18 protein-coding genes are annotated in these 16,729 nt (G+C 64.2%); 3 read left to right on the top strand and 15 right to left on the bottom strand.

Features of this window, described 5'->3' with window-relative positions:
• Positions 1 to 90 precede the first annotated feature (90 nt).
• The 5 genes from VHN57_RS11590 to VHN57_RS11570 all read right to left on the bottom strand — a co-directional run bounded on the left by VHN57_RS11590 (position 91) and on the right by VHN57_RS11570 (position 3,112).
• Positions 91 to 867 (bottom strand): metallophosphoesterase family protein, encoded by a 777-nt coding sequence (locus VHN57_RS11590; RefSeq protein ID WP_278988006.1) that lies wholly within the window; start codon positions 865 to 867, stop codon positions 91 to 93.
• Positions 868 to 900: 33 nt separating this feature from the next.
• The gene (dcd, locus tag VHN57_RS11585) at positions 901 to 1,455 is read right to left on the bottom strand and encodes a dCTP deaminase (protein WP_004212213.1); all 555 of its coding nucleotides are present in this window, start codon (positions 1,453 to 1,455) and stop codon (positions 901 to 903) included.
• Between the two features lie 7 nt (positions 1,456 to 1,462).
• Positions 1,463 to 1,936, bottom strand: coding sequence for a cytidine deaminase (locus VHN57_RS11580; protein WP_278988005.1), 474 nt, complete (start codon positions 1,934 to 1,936; stop codon positions 1,463 to 1,465).
• Positions 1,933 to 2,565: a GH25 family lysozyme gene (locus tag VHN57_RS11575; protein WP_004212215.1), complete on the bottom strand. Its 633-nt coding sequence runs from the start codon at positions 2,563 to 2,565 to the stop codon at positions 1,933 to 1,935. Before VHN57_RS11575 ends, VHN57_RS11580 begins: the two co-directional genes overlap by 4 nt.
• A 64-nt stretch (positions 2,566 to 2,629) precedes the next feature.
• Entirely contained in the window at positions 2,630 to 3,112 is a 483-nt protein-coding gene (locus tag VHN57_RS11570; protein ID WP_010339983.1) for a UPF0262 family protein, read from the bottom strand.
• Positions 3,113 to 3,233: 121 nt separating this feature from the next.
• On the opposite strand from VHN57_RS11570, the gene VHN57_RS11565 reads away from it, so the two are divergent.
• A complete protein-coding gene (locus VHN57_RS11565) occupies positions 3,234 to 4,721 on the top strand; it encodes a replicative DNA helicase (RefSeq protein ID WP_010339984.1) in 1,488 nt (495 codons plus the stop codon).
• Positions 4,722 to 4,758: 37 nt separating this feature from the next.
• Here VHN57_RS11565 and VHN57_RS11560 read toward each other — a convergent pair whose 3' ends face one another.
• The 10 genes from VHN57_RS11560 to VHN57_RS11515 all read right to left on the bottom strand — a co-directional run bounded on the left by VHN57_RS11560 (position 4,759) and on the right by VHN57_RS11515 (position 15,470).
• On the bottom strand, positions 4,759 to 5,154 hold the full coding sequence (locus tag VHN57_RS11560) for an MAPEG family protein (RefSeq protein WP_004212218.1): 396 nt from the start codon (positions 5,152 to 5,154) through the stop codon (positions 4,759 to 4,761).
• Between the two features lie 39 nt (positions 5,155 to 5,193).
• Complete coding sequence (locus VHN57_RS11555) at positions 5,194 to 7,083, bottom strand: CocE/NonD family hydrolase (RefSeq protein ID WP_278987293.1); 1,890 nt, start codon at positions 7,081 to 7,083, stop codon at positions 5,194 to 5,196.
• Between the two features lie 76 nt (positions 7,084 to 7,159).
• The gene (locus VHN57_RS11550; RefSeq protein ID WP_278987290.1) at positions 7,160 to 8,971 is read right to left on the bottom strand and encodes a DUF885 domain-containing protein; all 1,812 of its coding nucleotides are present in this window, start codon (positions 8,969 to 8,971) and stop codon (positions 7,160 to 7,162) included.
• Between the two features lie 139 nt (positions 8,972 to 9,110).
• A complete protein-coding gene (locus VHN57_RS11545; protein WP_423283920.1) occupies positions 9,111 to 9,911 on the bottom strand; it encodes a phosphoadenylyl-sulfate reductase in 801 nt (266 codons plus the stop codon).
• The gene (locus tag VHN57_RS11540) at positions 9,904 to 10,344 is read right to left on the bottom strand and encodes a DUF934 domain-containing protein (protein ID WP_004212223.1); all 441 of its coding nucleotides are present in this window, start codon (positions 10,342 to 10,344) and stop codon (positions 9,904 to 9,906) included. Before VHN57_RS11540 ends, VHN57_RS11545 begins: the two co-directional genes overlap by 8 nt.
• Positions 10,337 to 11,968: a nitrite/sulfite reductase gene (locus VHN57_RS11535; protein ID WP_423283917.1), complete on the bottom strand. Its 1,632-nt coding sequence runs from the start codon at positions 11,966 to 11,968 to the stop codon at positions 10,337 to 10,339. Before VHN57_RS11535 ends, VHN57_RS11540 begins: the two co-directional genes overlap by 8 nt.
• A 1-nt stretch (position 11,969) precedes the next feature.
• Positions 11,970 to 12,266 carry a DUF2849 domain-containing protein gene (locus VHN57_RS11530; protein ID WP_037520914.1) on the bottom strand — a complete coding sequence of 99 codons (297 nt, stop codon included), beginning with the start codon at positions 12,264 to 12,266 and terminating at the stop codon, positions 11,970 to 11,972.
• Positions 12,263 to 13,051 (bottom strand): uroporphyrinogen-III C-methyltransferase, encoded by a 789-nt coding sequence (gene cobA, locus VHN57_RS11525; protein ID WP_048936929.1) that lies wholly within the window; start codon positions 13,049 to 13,051, stop codon positions 12,263 to 12,265. The genes VHN57_RS11530 and cobA overlap by 4 nt, the downstream gene beginning before the upstream one ends.
• A gap of 88 nt (positions 13,052 to 13,139) precedes the next feature.
• Positions 13,140 to 14,573, bottom strand: a complete 1,434-nt coding sequence (gene astD / locus VHN57_RS11520) for a succinylglutamate-semialdehyde dehydrogenase (RefSeq protein WP_423283915.1) — start codon at positions 14,571 to 14,573, stop codon at positions 13,140 to 13,142.
• A gap of 246 nt (positions 14,574 to 14,819) precedes the next feature.
• The gene (locus tag VHN57_RS11515) at positions 14,820 to 15,470 is read right to left on the bottom strand and encodes an RBBP9/YdeN family alpha/beta hydrolase (protein ID WP_278988579.1); all 651 of its coding nucleotides are present in this window, start codon (positions 15,468 to 15,470) and stop codon (positions 14,820 to 14,822) included.
• A gap of 281 nt (positions 15,471 to 15,751) precedes the next feature.
• Here VHN57_RS11515 and VHN57_RS11510 point away from each other — a divergent pair, with 281 nt between their 5' ends.
• Positions 15,752 to 16,000, top strand: coding sequence for a hypothetical protein (locus VHN57_RS11510; RefSeq protein WP_037520923.1), 249 nt, complete (start codon positions 15,752 to 15,754; stop codon positions 15,998 to 16,000).
• 45 nt (positions 16,001 to 16,045) lie between these two features.
• Positions 16,046 to 16,294: a hypothetical protein gene (locus VHN57_RS11505; RefSeq protein WP_423283912.1), complete on the top strand. Its 249-nt coding sequence runs from the start codon at positions 16,046 to 16,048 to the stop codon at positions 16,292 to 16,294.
• Positions 16,295 to 16,729: the final 435 nt, after the last annotated feature.

The raw sequence follows: 16,729 nt of genomic DNA, 5'->3' as shown, positions 1-16,729 counted from the left end.
TGCCGTTGGTCATGGGAACGAAATATGGTGGGCGATCCGCCATGGACCGGCAACAAAAGCGCCAGGCCATGGCAGTTGCTCTGGAAGGGCTCAGGTCTCGCCGGTCTGAAGGAACCAGCGATCCGCGCCCTCCAGGCCGATGGCGGTCAGCCGGCCGGAATAATAGGCGCCGGTATCGATGCCGATGCGATTGGCCAGATTTTCGACTTCCAGCGTGATGCTATGGCCATGGACGACCATCTTGTCATGCCGTCCGCCATGGTTGAGAAAGTCGCCGCGTATCCAGCGCAGGTCCGACGGTCGCTGCTCGGCGATCGGCACCCTGGGGCGGATGCCGGCATGAACGAACAGATAGTCGCCGACCGTCAGATGATCGACGAAGCTGTCGAGGAAGTCGACATCCGCGCGCGGAATATGGTTCAGCATCCAGTGGGCGATCGCCCCATCATCCATGTCGGCGCTCAGCGAAAGCGGCAGGCCGTAGCTGGCGAGCGTTTCCATGCCGCCGATGCGCCGGAAGAAGCCGACCGCGCCCTGATCGCCGCGCGCAGCCATGACGAAAATCTCTTCATGATTGCCCTTGAGCAGCCGGATGTCGCTGCCCGATCCGTGCAGTGCCCGGACCCGCTCGACCACCTGCGCCGAATGCGGCCCGCGATCGATCAGGTCACCAAGAAGGATGAGGCATCGGCGCTTCCCAGGCCGCAGCGCATCGTCGGCGACCAGCATGCCGAGCAACTGGTCGAGCAGGTCGAGCCGGCCATGAATGTCGCCGATCGCATAGACGCGCCAGTCATCCCCAACGCTGGGAGGCAATCCGCCCTGGTCGTCGGATCGGCGCAGGAATTTCAGCATCGGGAGGGCCATGTGCGCTTCATGGCCCGCGATGCTGCCACAGCGTCACAGGCGCGGCAATGTCACGCCCTGCTGTCCCATATATTTTCCGGCCCGGTCGGCATAGCTGACCTCGCAAGGCTCGTTGCCCTGCAGGAACAGGAACTGGCAGGCGCCTTCATTGGCATAGATCTTGGCGGGCAGCGGCGTGGTATTGGAAAATTCCAGCGTCACATGGCCTTCCCAGCCCGGCTCCAGCGGCGTGACGTTCACGATGATGCCGCAGCGGGCATAGGTGGATTTGCCAAGGCAGATCACCAGCACGTCGCGCGGCACGCGGAAATATTCGACCGTGCGGGCAAGGGCGAAGCTGTTGGGCGGGATGATGCAGACGTCGGTCTTGCGGTCGACGAAGCTGTTGGCGGCGAAATCCTTGGGATCGACCACAGCGCTGTCGACATTGGTAAAGATCTTGAACTCGTCGGCGACGCGCGCGTCATAGCCATAGGAAGACAGGCCATAACTGATGCAGCCGTCGCGGCGCTGGTTCTCTACGAACGGCTCGATCATGCGGTTCGACTGGGCCTGCTTGCGGATCCAGCGGTCGGAAAGGATGGACATGGGTCTGTCAGCTCTTCTGTGCAGGGGTGATGCCAAGGTCGGTCGGGCCGAAGGCGTGGGGCAGCAGGTCGGCAACACGATGTTCGACCAGGCCGTCACCTTCGGGCGCGACGCAATAGATGGCCAGGGTGCGGCCGGCCATCTGTTCGGCCTCGTTGATGACCTGGCGGCATCGGCCGCAGGGGCTGACGATCGCCTCGCCGCCGACGCTGCCGTCCGCCGCCATGCCGCCGCCGACGACCGCGATTTCCGCGACATCGGCCAGGCGGCCCTGCGCGTTGACGGTCGCCAGCGCAACGGTTTCGGCACAAAGCGACAGGCCGTAGCTCGCATTTTCAAAATTGCTGCCGGTGACGATGCTGCCATCGGTCAGGCGCACGGCGGCGCCCACGGCAAAGCGGCTATAGGGCGCATGGGCATGGGCCAGCGCGCCGCGTGCTGCCGCGACCAGCGCAGCGATATTCTTGTCTTCTGCACTCATGGTGCCACCACATCCCATCTGATCGGTCCGTCGACGCCGTCGATATGCCGCATGTCGCTGGCTGTCCACATCACCCAGGGCCGTTTGGCATAATCGGGCGCGAAGAAATTGCCGTCGACCCACAAGGTCCGGTTGATGCCGCTGGCAATGTCATATTGGGCGTCGAAATCCGCGCTGATGTTGAGCAGGGCGGGCTTGCCGGCATGGCTTTCGACCAGATTGACCAGCGTGTTGAGTTCCGACAATACCTGATCGCGGCCCGGCCGCGTGGCGCAGGACGGATCGAACCCCAGCCGGATGACCGGGGGCAGGGCGGCATTGTCGCGCGGCACGGTGGTCATGAACTGGGTCGCCTGATCGACGGCCTTGGCACACAGGCTATAGTCCAGCGCCGCGCCATAGCGCATGCCCGCGCCACGCGCGCCGCGCCAGTTGGCGGCGAACAGCGGGTCGCGCAGGCTGGCGCCCCTGGCCGCGCGAATATAGGCGAAATCCGCCCCCTGCGCCGCCAGCGTGCCCCATTCGACCAGGCCGGTGTCGGATGTCACCGATACGCCCTGGGTCGGATATTCGTCACGGTTCGGAGCCCATCCGCGTGCATAGATCCACAATGCCGAACCCAGCACCATGATGATTGCCAGAACCGCCCCCAAACGGACCAGCAAGCCCCCCAAAGTCAAACGCCCGATGATATTACCCCTTGATGTGCAGGACGCAGATAAGTGTGAACAGGCGGCGCGCGGTGTCGAAATCGACCGCGATCTTCCCCTCCAGCCGCTCTTTCAGCATGTCCGCTGCGTCGTTGTGAATGCCCCGCCGGGCCATGTCGACGGTTTCGATCTGCGCTGGCGAGGCATTGCTGATCGCCTGATAATAGCTGTCGCAGATCGCGAAATATTCGCGGATCGGCCGGCGAAAACGGCCCAGGCCCAGGATGATCGCCTCCAGCGGGCTGTCATCCGCGCGATTGATCTCGATGACCAGGCGCCCTTCCTCGACCCGCAGCACCACCTTGTAGGGGCCGGCATAGCCGTCGGCATGGACGCGCTCGGGCGCGAAATGATTATCCTCCAGCAGGTCGAAAATGGCGATGCGCCGTTCCTGCTCGACATCCGCGTTGCGCCACAAGATGGTGCGCTCGTCGAGCTTGATGTCTATGATGCGCGGATCGGCCATGGCGGGTCTGCTGTCAGTGCGGCGGCGGGCCACGAAAAGCAAGCGGGACTTGTGGCGGGGGAGATGTGGTTGTTTCAACCTTCGCCCTTGCGCGACCCGCGTCGTGGCGCGATGAGGGCCCATGGTCGAACTCGTGAAACTCAATGCCGCTCCCGAAGAGGGCGGGCTGGAACTGCCGCGCAACGTCGAAGCGGAAGCTGCGCTGCTCGGCGCGCTGATGATTGACAACCGCATCGCGGAGGATGTGCAGCTCAAGCTGAAGCCCGAACATTTCTTCGAGCCACTACATGGCCGTATCTATGAGGCGGTGATGCGCCTGATCGAGCGCGACATGATCGCCAATCCGGTGACGCTCAAGCCGATGCTGGAACAGGATCCGGCGCTCAAGGAACTGGGCGGCGCGGCCTATCTGGCGCAACTCACCGGCAGCGGTGCCGCGCTGCTGGGTGCGCGCGACTTCGCGACCCAGATCTATGACCTTGCCCTACTTCGTCAACTTGTGAACGTTGGTCGAGAACTGGTTGATAATGCTCTGGATACCAGTGAGGATGTCAATCCGCGCGAGCAGATCGAGCTGGCCGAAGTCGCGCTTTACAAAGTGTCGGAAGGCGAGGGCGAGAGCGGGTCGGTCAAGAGCTTCCTTTCGGCCTCCACCATGGCGGTACAGGTGGCTGAACGTGCGCTCAACAGCGGCGGCCATGTGTCGGGTATCACCACCGGCATCAACAGCCTCAACGAGAAGATCGGTGGTCTGCACAATTCCGACTTGATGATCCTGGCCGGTCGTCCGGGCATGGGCAAGACGTCGCTGGCGACCAATATCGCCTATAATGCGGCGTCGCGCTGGCTGCGCGACCATAATGACGGCATTCCGCCGGAAAAGAATATGGGCGCCAAGACCGCCTTCTTCAGCCTCGAAATGTCCGCCGACCAGCTCGCTACCCGCGTTCTGGCCGAACAGTCGGGCATCAGCGGCGAAGCGCTGCGTATGGGCAAGATCAGTCGGGCGGACTTCCAGAACCTGTCGCGCGCCGCGCGCGACCTGCAGGAACTGCCGCTGTTCATCGACGATACGCCGGGCCTGACGATCGCGGCGCTGCGGACCCGCGCTCGTCGCCTCAAGCGCCGTCACGATGTCGGCTTCATCGTCGTCGACTATCTCCAGCTGCTGCAGGGCAGCGGCAAGGCGGGCGATAGCCGCGTCAATGAAATTTCGGAAATTTCCCGTGGTTTGAAGACGTTGGCGAAGGAACTTCATGTGCCGGTGCTGGCGCTGTCGCAGCTGAGCCGTGCGGTGGAACAGCGCGAGGACAAGCGTCCGCAGCTGTCCGACCTTCGCGAATCAGGCTCGATCGAGCAGGACGCGGACATGGTCTGGTTCGTGTTCCGCGAGGATTATTATGTCGCCGCCAAGGAGCCGGGAAACAAGGAAGGGCCCGAGCATCAGGAATGGGTGCAGGAGATGGAACGCATCTACGGCCTGGCCGAAGTGATCGTCGCCAAGCAGCGTCACGGTTCGACCGGCCGTATCCGCATGAAGTTCGACGCCAAGATCACGCGCTTCTCGGATCTGGCCGAGGGCAGTTCCTACCTCGAAGACCTCGAATAAGAAGGCATGGCGGCGGACATGTCCGCCGCCACCGGGTTCAGCCGGCGACGAACGCCTTGAAGACGATGCACAGGCCGATCATGCTGGCGAGATAGGCGAGCGAGCGGACCACTGGCACGCCCAGGCCATAGAGCGGCAGGTAGAGCGCGCGCGACACCAGCCACAGCCAGCCACCGATCGCCGTCCATTCGCTGGTGCGGCCGGCCACGACCACGCCGAACAGGACGATGATCGCGATCGGGAAGGTTTCCAGGAAATTGGCCTGGGCGCGGACAAGCCGGCCGCCGACCGGATCGAGCGGGGGCAGGTTTTCGTCCCGCGCCCCGGTATTCCATTTCAAACCATATTGTTTCGTCTTGAGATGCGCCGCCGCGAAGATATGGACCAGCAGCAGGACGCAGGCCCAGGCAAGGATCTTCAGTTCAACCGCCATCATACCCTCCCTTTATCGCGGCGGCGTCATGCCATCCGCTTATTTGACGATTGGCAACCATATCGCGCTGGCGCCCGCCGCGCCATATTGCACGCTCTGGGTCGCTGGCTTGTAGTCGCCCGGCTTCGCGTCGAAGATCGACGGCACATAGGTCTGCGGATTGCGGTCATAGACCGGGAACAGGCTGGACTGGATCTGCACCATGATGCGGTGGCCCGGCTTGAACACATGGTTCACATTGGGCAGGCCGAACTTGTAATTTTCCGCCTTGCCCGGAGTCAGCGCCTGCGGCTTGTCGAAGCCATGGGCGTAGCGGCCCCGGAAAATGTCGATGCCGATCGGCAGTTCATATCCGGCCATCACCGGATTGGCGGTGTTTTCCTCCGGATAGACGTCGATCAGCTTCACCACCCAGTCGCTGTCGGTGCCACTGGTAGCGGCGAACAGGTCGACCATCGGTTGGCCGGCGATATGGACGTCCTTGTCCAGCACCGGCGTCACATAGGTCAGCACATCGGGCCGACCATCGACGAAACGCTGGTCCTTCACCAGCCAGGTGCGCCAGGCTTCATTCTGGTCCTGATGGATCGGGCGGGGCAGATAGGGCACCGGCTTGGCCGGATCGGAGACATAGGAGTCGCTGCCCGCGGCTGCCGGCTTGGCCCAGGACAGGCTGTAGCTGGCGCCCAGATAGAGCGGGGTTGGCTTGCCGCCCGGCCATTTGGCGCGGGTTTCCCATTTGTCGATGCCGGTCGCATAGGTGAGCGAGCCGGGCATGGTGTAGCCGGCGGGCGGATTGTCCTTGAGATAATGGTCGAGGAAGGGCTTCATCGTGCCGACGCGGAACTGGCGGCCGGTATCGCCCTCGAACTGGAGATCGCCCAGGCTCCGGCCCTCATAATTGACGCCGCTATGGCGCCAGGGGCCGATCACCAGGCTGACCATGTCATTCTTCTTGTCCTGCGGTTCCAGCGCCTTGTAGACCGCCGGCGCGCCATAGCTGTCCTCCTGGTCCCATTGGCCCACGACCAGCATCGTCGGCACGGTCAGCGTACGCTTGGCCAGCAGCTTGTCGACCGCCTGTTCCTGCCAATAGGCATCATAGGCCGGATGTTCGAGCAGCTTGCGCACCGAAGGAAAGGCATCGAGGCCATAGGCGCGGGCGAAGTCGCCGGCCGATCCGGCGTTCAGCATCGTCGTATATTCGTCGCCATTGCCCATCGGGATCGCGCCGCCGCCCTTCTTGGCAGTCTGCGACAGGCTGTAGCCGAAACCGAAATTGCGGAAGGCGCCATTGTGGAACCAGTCGTCGCCCATCCAGCCGTCGACCATCGGGCTCTGCGGCACGGCCGCCTTCAGCGCAGGGTGCGGGTCGATCAGCGCCATCAACGAGGTGAAGCCGGGATAGGAGGAGCCGGTGATGGCGACCTTGCCGTTGGTTTCCGGCACATTCTTCACCAGCCAGTCGATCGTGTCATAGGCGTCGGTGCTGTTGTCGACGTCGGTTTTGTTGAGCGGGCCACGCAGCGGACGGGTCATGACATAGTCGCCCTCCGACCCGTGCAGGCCGCGCACGTCCTGATAGACGCGGATATAGCCGTCATTGACGAAATCGGCGTCCATGACCGGCAGGATTTCCTCGATCCTCTGGCTGCGGTTGCGGCTGGTCGCCTTGCCGGCATCATAGGGAGTGCGGGTCAGCAGGATGGGGCCGTGGCTGGTGCCCTTGCGCATGACGATGACGGTGAACAGCTTCACCCCGTCGCGCATCGGGATCATCACTTCCTTGCGCACATAGTCCGCCTGCGGCCGGGCCGGATCATAGACATCGACCTTGTCCGGGGTCATCGGATCGGTCTGGGCGGCGATCGGCGCGGCGAGCGCGGCGATCATCAGGGCGGCAGCGGAAATCTGTGCGGCACGAAGCATGGCGATACCCCTTTGTTTTTTTGTAATCATGCAACGGGTCCGGCCTTGAGGGAAGGCCGGACCCGCTTGTCCTTTGTCAGGCCTGCGCGAGGGCGCGGGCACGATCCTCGATCCGCTTCTCCAGGATCGACAGCGGCATCGCGCCTTCCTCAAGAACGGCGTGGAACTGCTTGATATCGAACTTGTCGCCCAGCAGCGCCTGCGCCTTTTCGCGGGCCTTGGTCCAGCTGCCATGGCCAACCTTGTAGCTGGTCGCCTGGCCCGGCTGGGTGCAGTAGCGCTCGACCTCGCGCTGGCAGCGGGGGCGGGCAAAGCCGGTCTTCTCGACCATGTAATCGGTCGCCTGCTTGACGCTCCACTGCTTGGAATGGATGCCGGTGTCGACCACCAGGCGGGCGGCGCGGAACAGGAAGGACTGAAGATAACCGGCGCGATCGATCGGCGTCGCATAGCCGCCCAGCTCGTCGGCCAGTTGCTCGGCATAGAGCGCCCAGCCTTCGCTATAGGCGCTCATGAAGGCGACCTTGCGCAGCATCGGCACGTCACCGGCGGTCTGCGCGGTCGAGATCTGGAGGTGATGGCCGGGCACGCCTTCATGATAGGTGAGGGCCGGCAGGCCATATTTCGGCCAGTCGCCGACATCCTTCAGGTTGATGAAGTAGATGGCCGGGCGCGAGCCGTCGAGCGCGGCGCGGTTATAATAGCCGTTGGAGGCGCCATCCTGGATCTCGACCGGCACCGCGCGGATTTCGAGCGGCGTGTTGGGGATCGTCGTGAACGCCTGGGGGAGCTTCTCCTTCATGGCGTCGAGATCGCGGTTGAGCTGGGCGAGCAGGGCGGCGCGGCCATCGGGGCTGTCGGCATAAAGCTGGGCCGGGTCGACATTGAGCGCGGCGAGCTTTTCGCCGACGCTGCCCTTGGTGAAGCCGGCGCCGTTCAGGATCACGTCCAGCTTGGCGCTGATGTCGGCGACCTGCTCCAGTCCCATGGCATGAATCTGGTCGGCGCTAAGGTCGGTGGTGGTCGCCTGCTTCAGCGCCGCTGCATAGATTTCGTCGCCGCGCGGGGTGCGCCATACGCCGTCACCGGCGGCGGTCTTGGGCTTCAACGCTTCGATCGCGGCGATCTGTTCGTCGAGCGCGGGATAGATCGCCTTTTCGACGATCGCGGCGGCCTGCGCCTGCCAGTCGCCGGTCACGCCCTTGGCGGCGGCGCGCTTCACCAGCGACTGGACCAGGCTGCTGGTCGCGGCAGGCTGGCCGCGCAGCTTCTTCATCTGGCCAAGCGTCAGGTCGAGCGACCAGCCGGGGGCGAGATAGCCGCGCGCGGCCTCATCCCGCTGCAGCGCGGTGTCGGTCCGCAGGTTCCGGGCAAAGGCGTCGAGCCGGGCGACATAGGCCTCGCAATCACCGGCCGTGTTGATGGTGTGCGCGGTGTTGAGGAAATCGGGCGTCTGGAAATAGCTGCCGCCTTGCTGGAAGATGCGATAGGGGCGTTGGACGCTGTTGAGGCCGAACTTGGCGGGGGCGACCGTCTGCTGGTCGAGCGAATAGAGGATGACCTCCAGGTTCAGGCGCTGCGCATCCGACAGGGCGGCGCCCTCATATCCCTTGAACTCCTTGATCGCGGCCTGGGTCGCGGCCAGCTTCTTCATGGTGCCGGACTTGCTGTTGTCGTCGAGCTGGCTCTTGGCGGCGGAGCGGGCGCCCTTGTCGAGGCCGAGGCTGGTGACCATGGCGGGCGACAGGTCGAGCTGGCGCTCGAAGGCGGTGGCGAAGGCGGCCGACAGGCGCGCATCATCGGCGCCGGCCGTCTGGGCCAGGGCGCGTGGCGCGGCGGTGGCGAGCGCGACCGCGCCCGAGGAAAGCAGGAATTGACGACGATCCATGGGGCGACTCCCTTAAGTCCCGTTGGAAAGGGGGGAGTGTATTGCGCTGCTGACACGACAGGTCCAGCGCGCGCCCGCGCTTGTTACGCAATGTTACAATAAGATAGGGGACGGGCACCCCGCAGGGCGCCCGATGCGATCAGAAGGCGGGCAGGTTTGCCGGGTCTTCCGGATCGATGACGGGGATCGGCGTCACCGGCGAATGGATGCCGCATTCCACCTTGTCCCATCCGCGCCAGCGACCGGCGCGCGGGTCTTCACCCGGCAGCACCTTGGACGTGCAGGGTTCGCAGCCGATCGACAGATAGCCCTGCGCCTCCAGCGGGTGACGCGGCAGTTGTTCGGCCTCGAAATAGGCTTCCAGATCGGTCTTGGTCCAGTCGCCCAGCGGATTGATCTTCAGCCGGCCGTCGTCGACCTCGAAGCGCGGCAGGTTCTGGCGCGTCACCGACTGGAACGCCTTACGGCCCGAAATCCAGGCGTCCAGGCTCGCCTTGGCACGCTTCATCGGCTCGACCTTGCGGATTTCGCAGCAGCCGTCGGGATCATAGGACCAGCGCAGGCCGGTCTCGTCCTTCTTGGCCAGCACCGCCGCGTCGGGCGCGACGACACTGCTGTTGGTGAAGCCCAGCCGTGCGACCAGCGTGTCACGATAGTTGAGCGTCTCGGCGAACATCTTCTGCGTGTCGACGAAGATCACCGGGATGGCCTTGTCGGCCTTGGCCACCAGATCGAGCAGCACCGCGCTTTCCGTGCCGAAGGAAGAGACGACACCGACATTGCCGGCCAGGCCTTCCGCGAACACGGTCTTGAGCATGGTCAGCGTATCGACGCCCTCGAAGCGCGCGTTGAGCGCATCGGCATCCCCCTGGGTAAAGACGGGGCGGGCATCGATCACATCTACTAGCCGCTCCGGGATCTGGCGGGCAGGTTCAGCCATCAATTTTCTCCGGATGCCGTTTCGCCCAGACGGGCTGACGGCCATCGATCGTCTTCTGATAGACGTCGGCATAGCGGGTGAGCGCGCGCTCCACGGCGGCGTCATCCAGGGCTTTTGCGGGGTGGAAACTGTCGAAGCCGCAGCGGCGCATGGCGTTGATCTGGTCGACCAGCACGTCGCCCACCGCGCGCAATTCGCCCTGATAGCCCGATTCCCGCAGGATGCGCGCGGCCGAATAGCCGCGCCCGTCGCCATATGCGGGGAAATTCACCTCGACCAGCGAGAGGCGATCGAGATGCGGCAGCAGTTCGCGCGCATCCTCGCCCGGCTCGATGCGGACGGCGGTGGCGTTGGACTGGCCGGTGAAGGATTCGACCGTGACGGCCGGCTCCTGCGCGGCTTCACCGTCGCGGAAGGAGAGGAACTCAACCATAGATCGCCTCCTTGAAGGGCTTCATGCCGATACGGCGATAGGTGTCGAGGAAGCGCTCCCCGTCGGTGCGTTCGGCGAGGTAGATGTCGGTGACCTTCTCGATCGCGTCGACCACGCCGTCTTCGGAGAAACCGGGCCCGGTGATCTGGCCGAGCGAGGCATCCTCCGCGCCCGATCCGCCAAGCAGCAGCTGGAAATTCTCCACGCCCTTACGGTCCACGCCCAAAATGCCGATATGGCCGGCATGATGGTGGCCGCAGGCATTGATGCAGCCCGAAATCTTGAGCTTCAGCTCGCCAAGTTCGGCCTGACGCGCATTGTCGGCGAAGCGCTGCGCGATCTTCTGCGCCAGCGGGATCGAACGGGCATTGGCCAGCGCGCAATAGTCGAGGCCAGGGCAGGCGATGATGTCGGTGATGAGGTCAAGGTTTGCCTCGGCCAGACCTGCTTCGTCCAGCTTCTGCCAGATGGCGTAGAGATCGGCCTTCTTCACATGCGGCAGGACCAGGTTCTGCGCATGGGTGACGCGCAGTTCGTCGAGCGAATATTGCTCGGCCAGCGAGGCGACCAGTTCGATCTGTTCGGCCGAAGCATCGCCGGGAATGCCGGTCAGCGGCTTCAGGCTGATATTGACGATGGCATAGCCGCGCTGCTTGTGCGCTGCGACCTGACGGTCGACCCAAAGGGCGAAGGCCGGATCGGCACGGTCGATCTCTTCGGAGAGGCCCGTTTCATAGGCCGGGTTGGCGAAGAAGGCGCGGATGCGGTCCAGTTCCTCGGTCGGCGGGTTGAGGCCCAGTTCGCGCATATGGGCGAACTCTTCCTCGACCTGACGCTTATATTCCTCGACGCCGATCTCATGGACCAGGATCTTGATCCGGGCCTTATACTTGTTGTCGCGGCGACCGTAGCGATTATAGACGCGCAGGCAGGCCTCCAGATAGGAGACGATCTCCTCTTCGGCCACGAAATCCCTGATCTGCGGCGCGACCATCGGGGTGCGGCCCATGCCGCCGCCGGCATGGACTTCGGCGCCAATGATGCCATCCTTCGACACCAGCTTCAGGCCGATATCGTGCAGGCGCATCGCCGCGCGATCATCGTCCGACGCGATCACGCAAATCTTGAACTTGCGCGGCAGATAGGTGAATTCCGGGTGGAAGCTCGACCATTGGCGCAGCAGCTCGGCCCAGGGGCGGGGGTCCGCCACCTCGTCGGCGCTAACGCCGGCATATTGGTCGGAACTGATGTTGCGGATGCAATTGCCGCTGGTCTGGATGGCGTGCATCTCCACCGTCGCCAGTTCGGCGAGGATGTCGGGCGCATCGGCCAGCTTGATCCAGTTATATTGCAGGTTCTGGCGCGTGGTGAAGTGGCCATAGCCCTTGTCATATTTCGCCGCGATCTCGCCCAGCTTGCGCATCTGCTTGCCCGACAGCGTGCCATAGGGAATGGCGACGCGCAGCATATAGGCGTGGAGCTGGAGATAGAGGCCGTTCATCAGCCGCAGCGGCTTGAACTGATCCTCGGTCAGGGCGCCGGTCAGGCGGCGCTGCACCTGGTCGCGAAATTCATCGACGCGGGCGTCGACGATGGACTGGTCATAGCTGTCGTAGCGATACATGTCAGATCACCCAGTTGCCGGCGTCGGCGTCATTCGGTTTCAAATTGAGGTCGGGGCGGACCGTGGGGCCAAGGGCGCGGATACGGTCCTTGATATGGGCCGGGCGCACGCCCTCGTCAGTGACGGTCGCGTCGATCACATAAGCGCCGACGACGCGCAGCGCCGCTTCCTCGGTGCGGACGAGGTCGTCGCCCTGTTCGCCGACATCGGCGCTATCGCCGACCTGGCGCGACCAGCCATCGCCGGCCCACCAGATGACATCACCGGTCACCAGATCATTGCCCGTCAGGATCTTCACGAACGCATCTCCGAAATACTCTCCCCTTTTGCCGCCCAGTCCGCCAGCACATCGCGTGCCAGGGCATGGGCTGCCACGTCGCCGACCACGATCAGGGCCGGGCTTTTGACTTCTTCACGCGCCACCATGTCGCCCAGATCGGCGAGCAGGGTGCGCAGGCTGCGCATATCGGCGCGCGTGCCATTTTCCAGCACCGCGACCGGGATTGCCGGCGACACGCCGTCGGCCATCAGCTTGTCGGCGATGTCGGCGGCGGTCGCGACGCCCATATAGATGACGAGCGTGCGGCCTTTTCCCGCAAGGCCCGACCAATCCTGATCGGTAAGACCCTTGCACTGGCCGGCAACGAAACTGACCGCGCTCGACGCTTCGCGATGGGTCAGCGGCAGTTGCGCCTGGGCGGCGGCGCCGATCGCGGCGCTGATCCCCGGCACGACCTCGACCGGGACGCCGGCGGCGCGGCAGGCGTCGACTTCCTCGCCACCACGGCCGAAGATGAAGGGATCGCCACCCTTCAGGCGGACGACCGGCTCACCGGCGAGGGCGAAGCGGACCAGCAGGGCGTTGATCGCCTCCTGCGGCATGGAGTGGCGGCTGCGCTGCTTGGCGACCGAGACCAGTTCGGTCTGCGGCCCGGCCAGCGCCAATATGTCGTCGGACACCAGCCCGTCATGCACGATCAGGCGCGCGTCGCGAATCAGGCGCACGGCCTTGATGGTCAGCAGTTCCGGGTCGCCCGGTCCCGCGCCCACCAGGTGGACGGTAGCAGGTGCAATGTCAGCCATGCTCGCCACATGGCGAAAGGGCGACGGAGTTTCAATTCAGAATGGATATGGAGGGGCTTAGGAAAAGTTTTGTCCAGTAGCCGGGTTGTCAATCGCCCATGGCGCTGACGTCGATGTCCTTGAGCCCGATGCCGATGGTGGCGCGGGGCTGTTCGATCTCGGCGGAGGCGACCGGATAGGCGCAATAATCGGCGGCATAATAGGCGCTGGGGCGGTGGTTGCCGGATGCGCCGACGCCGCCGAACGGGGCGGTGCCCGATGCGCCATTGGTGGGTCGGTTCCAGTTGATCACGCCGGCGCGGACATTGCCCCAGAATTGCGCATATTGTTCGGGACTGCCGCCGACGAGCGAGGCGGACAGGCCGTAGCGGCTGCTATTGGCTTCGGCGATGGCGGTTTCGAAATCGGGCACGCGCACGATTTGGAGCAGCGGGCCGAACAGTTCGACATCGGGCCGTTCCTGCATCGCGGTCACGTCGATGATCGCGGGCGTCAGGAAGGGCAGACCCTTTTGCGGCCGGACCATATGCTTGATCGGCCGGCCGCCATGGCTCATCAGATAAAGGAAGCTTTCGGTCAGGCCATCGGCGGTAGGATTGTCGATGACGGGGCCCATATAGGGCTGCGGATCGGCATGGGGGTGATCGACGATCAGCCGGTCGGCGAGTTTCTTGACCTCCGCGACCAGGGTGTCGGCCATCGCGTCGCGCACGATCAGCCGGCTGGCGGCGGTGCAGCGCTGGCCGCTCGACAGGAAGGCGGACTGGATGACCAGCGCGGCGGCGGCGCCGATTTCCGGCGTGTCCCAGACGACCAGCGGATTGTTGCCACCCATTTCGAGCGCGAGGATCTTGCCCGGCTGGGTCGCGAACTGGCGGTTGATGGCGATGCCGGTCTGGGCCGATCCGGTGAACAATATGCCCGCGACATCGGCATGGACGGCGAGCGCTTTGCCTTCCTCCGCGCCGCCGAGCAGCAACTGGACGGCATCGGTCGGGACGCCTGCCTCATGATAGAAGCGCACCAGCATCTCGCCGACCGCCGGGGTCTTTTCCGATGGCTTGAAGATGACGGCATTGCCCGCCAGCAGCGCGGGGATGATGTGGCCATTGGGCAGGTGGGCCGGAAAATTATAGGGGCCAAGCACCGCCATCACGCCATGGGGCTTGTGCCGCACCGACTGGCGGGCGCCCAGATTGGCCTCCAGCCGGCGCTGGCCGGTGCGTTCGGAATAGGCGGCGACCGATGTGTCGATCTTGGCCATGACCGCCGTCACCTCGGTCCGGGCGTCCCATAGCGGCTTTCCGGTTTCGCGGGCGATCAGGTCGGCCAGTTCCTCCTCATGGGCGCGCACGACATTGACGAAGCGGCGCAGCGTTTCGATACGGAAGGCGACCGGCTGTGCGGCCCAGCGCGGCCAGCCGGTGCGGGCGCGGGCGACGATATCGTCCACGTCGCCGCTTTCGCCCTGCCATAGCAGGGCGCCGGTCGCGGGTTCATGGGACGTCAGCGCGGCGGACATGGTGCAGGATATGACCGAAAATGGTTAACGAAGGAAGAGCGCGGCGTGGAGGGCGCTCTTCTACGTTCGGCCAATAGGAAATGTTCCGCTTAACTTCTCATATTTCCCGCATATTTGGACATTTAAGAACCGAAGTTGGAAATTTTATGATGCTGGGCCGATCCGGCCGGGCTGGGCGCCCGTGCCGGATCGATCCTGTACCATCCTGCCCTCGAATAGGACAGCGCGGCCGGCCGGCAGCAGCGATCAGAAGCCGTAGCGGATCGACATTTCGGCGCTGCGCCGGGCTTCTTCGTTGCGGACCGTGGCAAGATCGGCCGGGGCTGTCCGATCGGTCAGGCGGTGGAGCAGGAACTGGCCGAAGCTCCATTCGCCCAGGTCCGACGCCGCGTTGATATGGCCGCTTTCGCCCGCGTCGGCGAACTGGCTGCCCCAGAATTGGGCGAGCCGCCGGGCGCTGGCAAAGTCGATATAGGGATCGTTGCGGCTGGCGACGACGATCGAGGGGAAGGGGAGCAGCCCCTTGGGCGTGGGGCCGAAGCCGACGAGGCGGCGGTCGACCGCGCCGCTGTCCACTTCCGGCGGCGCCACCAGCAGGGCGCCGGCCACCTTGTCCCGCAACTGTCCGGTTTCGAACGCTGCCCACCAGGCGACCGCATGGCAGCCAAGGCTGTGCGCGGCCAGGATCACCGGTCCGTCAACCTGGGCGATGGCATGGCCCAGATTGGTGATCCAGGCGTTGCGATGGGGCGCGTCCCAACTGCCCAGTTCGACCCGATGGCAGTCGGGAAGCGCCTTTTCCCAAAGGCTTTGCCAATGGCCCGGACCGCTGTTCATCAGGCCGGGCACGGTCAGGATGGTGGGGGTCTGGTCATCCGACAGGGTGTGAATCGTCATCTGCACCTCCAAATCTATGGGGCGATTTTATCACTACTGATTTGATTGACAATAAAGCTTTACTGATGCGTGGCGAAGTTGGGATGGATCGTCGTTCGCGGAAAATGCCAAATATAAAAATATATTGCCGACTGTTGGTGTAATTTTCGTGCGGCAAATGTGATTTGCGCGGACTTAGGCCCGATTTTCCGGGCTTTCGGCAAATTGGCACGGCCCCTGCAATGCTCCTGACACGACCCGATCGGGGTCGCGGAACGAGATTTCAGGGAAGGAATTTGCTCATGAAGACCATCACCATCATCGCCGCTGCCACCGCCATGACCGTTGCTGCCGCGCCCGCCTTCGCTCAGCCCGAAGGCAAGTTCGGCAATGCCAAGGTCCGCTATGAAGAAAAGACCGACCGCTACTGCTTCCGCGAAGTGCAGCCCAGCACCCTGGTGCCGCGCGTCGATTGCCGCAGCAAGCAGGACTGGGCCGACGCGGGCCTGACCATTAGCCGCAAGCCGGCCGTCCAGTTGGCCCAGCGCTGAACGCCGGCGCCACCGATCCATCAAAATCAGGGAAGGAATTTGCTCATGAAGACCATCGCCATCATCGCCGCTGCTGCCGCCATGACCGTTGCCGCTGCGCCCGCCTTCGCTCAGCCCGAAGGCCAGTTCGGCAACGCCAAGGTCAGCTATGAAAAAAAGACCGACCGTTACTGCTTCCGCGAAGTGCAGCCGAGCACGCTGGTGCCGCGCGTCGATTGCCGCAGCAAGCAGGAATGGGCCGAGGCTGGCCTGACCATCAGCCACCAGTCGCCCTTCCAGCTTGCCCGGCGCTGAGGCGCAACGCCTCCCGGCGACAGGAAGCCGGGAGGCTGCCCAGATGGGGCAGATTTTGCGACGGATCGCGGCAGGGCTGCGATCAGCTCGGGAACGACCCTTTGCCCATATCGTTGGTTCGACGGACGCGGCCCGCGCATGGTTATCACGGGGCGGCCTGCGACCGATGGAGCGTCCCGTCCCGCCTTCCGGGGCAAAGGCGGGACGCTTTTTCCGTGTTACGCTGCTGCGATCAGCGGTGATCGGCCGGACGGATCCGGCTTCTTCCTGAAAATTGCTGGCGGGTCTCGACCGGAAATTGACGCGAGAGTCGAAGTTCACAGTGTCGTGAGGCTGATTCCGGCGAAATGCGCCGGTGACGCTTCTGCGGCGCGCCGACGGCGCGCCTGTGGCGCGACACGCGCATCGAAATCGGGTCATCACCACGCGCCTGTG

This window comes from Sphingobium salicis subsp. salicis (genome assembly GCF_049472635.1).
Taxonomy (GTDB): domain Bacteria; phylum Pseudomonadota; class Alphaproteobacteria; order Sphingomonadales; family Sphingomonadaceae; genus Sphingobium; species Sphingobium yanoikuyae_A.
The sequence above is the reverse complement of the archived record's forward strand: the minus strand, read 5'-3'. Positions and strand labels throughout refer to the sequence as shown.